Consider the following 1,653-nt stretch of genomic DNA (forward strand, 5'->3'; position numbering starts at 1 on the left):
GCGCGGTCACCGAGACTTCGCGGACCGGGCCGCTTACGACGAGTTCGTGCGCGGGGTGGTGATGCGCCGCAACCGGCGTAATGCTGCCGCGTTCCAGATCGAGCGCGAGCACCTGCTGGATTTGCCTGAGCACCGTACCAGCGACTTTGCCGAGGAAGAGGCACGCGTGACACGCTGCGGCACGTTCACCGTGCGGTGTGTCCTGTACAGCGCGCCCTCGCGGCTGATCGGTCATCGCCTGAAGGTACGCCTCTACAGTGACCGGCTCGATTGCTATCTGTCTGGCGCGCTCGTGCACAGCGCGGCGAGAGCCACGCACACGAGCAAGCGGCGCGGTCGCGGCATCGACTACCGGCACTTCATCGATTCGCTCAAACGCAAGCCGCAGGCCTTCAGGGGTCTCGCGTTCCGTGACGATCTGTTTCCGCGTGAAGCCTATCGTCGCACCTGGGAACGACTGGATCAGGCACTGACGCCGCGTAGCGCCTGCAAGGCCATGGTGGGCTTGCTTGAGCTCGCCGGGCACCACGGCGTCGAGGCGCAACTGGCCGAGCGGCTCGATGCATTGCTCGAACTCGGTGAACTGCCCGATCTGATGGCGTTGTTCGATGAGTTCGCGCCGCGCCAGGCCGAGTGTCCAGTGGTTGTCGTCGAGATGCCGTCCGCCGCGCTCTATGACACGTTGCTCGATGAGGAGGTGCTCGCATGAACGCCGCCTACGATTCTGGCCGTATCGCACTTATGCTCAACGAACTACGCCTGCCAACGATCGGCCGGTTGTGGCCGGACTTCGCTGAACGCTCGGACAAGGAAAGCTGGCAGGCGTCCCGGCTACTCGGTGCATTGCTTGAACATGAACTCGCCGAGCGCGCTAAACGAAGAATCGAACGTCATCGTGCCGAGTCGCATCTGGATCCGACCAAGACGCTTGCCACCTTCCACTTCGGTGTTGTGCCTATGGTCTCGAAGGCGCATGTGATGGCGCTGGCCACCGGCGATTCGTGGCTTGAGAAAGGCACCACGATTCTCCTGTTCGGGCCGCCTGGAGGCGGCAAAAGTCATCTTGGAAGCGCAATCGGACATGCCCTGATCGATGCCGGGTATCGCGTGTTGTTCACCCGGACCGGTGAAATCGTGCAGAAGCTCCAGGTAGCACGTCAGAGTCTGCAACTGCCTTCGGCGCTTGCCAAACTCGACCGGTTCGACCTGATCATCCTGGACGATCTGTCGTACGTGAGGAAGGACCAGGCCGAAACCAGCGTGCTGTTCGAACTGATCGCCGAAAGATACGAGCGGAAAAGTCTTCTGATAACCGCCAACCAGCCATTCTCCGGCTGGAATGACGTCTTCCCGGACCCCGGCATGACGGTGGCCGCCATCGACCGGCTCGTCCATCACTCGACGATCTTCGAGCTGAATGTCGAAAGCTATCGGCGCCGCACAGCCAGCGACAAACAGAAAGAGCGCCGCCGTCAATTACCCACTGACAACCCGAACGGAGCGACAACCATGACCCCCTGACACAGCGACAATCACCTCGGCCGAGCGGCCAAGATGTTTGTCGGTAAACCGGCGCATTGACTCAGGTTTTTTGTTACCGAGCCAGGGTCGTTGCCTCATGTAATTTGCTACCCGTCAGAATGCTGGCGGGAG

The 1,653-nt window shown here is 61.3% G+C and carries 2 protein-coding genes; both read left to right on the forward strand.

Annotated features, from left to right (window positions below):
- On the forward strand, positions 1-709 hold a 709-nt coding region (locus tag BUE39_RS33565; protein ID WP_412534879.1), incomplete at its 5' end, for a Mu transposase domain-containing protein.
- Complete coding sequence (istB, locus tag BUE39_RS33570; protein WP_073432972.1) at positions 706-1,521, forward strand: IS21-like element helper ATPase IstB; 816 nt, start codon at positions 706-708, stop codon at positions 1,519-1,521. The genes BUE39_RS33565 and istB, both read left to right, overlap by 4 nt.
- Positions 1,522-1,653: the final 132 nt, after the last annotated feature.

Origin of the sequence: Paraburkholderia terricola (assembly GCF_900142195.1) — a bacterium.
GTDB classification, from domain to species: domain Bacteria; phylum Pseudomonadota; class Gammaproteobacteria; order Burkholderiales; family Burkholderiaceae; genus Paraburkholderia; species Paraburkholderia terricola.

Bases quoted from the DNA above. Each gene is read 5' to 3' on its own strand.
- istB (WP_073432972.1), top strand. From the start codon at position 706: ATGAACGCCGCCTACGATTCTGGCCGTATCGCACTTATGCTCAACGAA.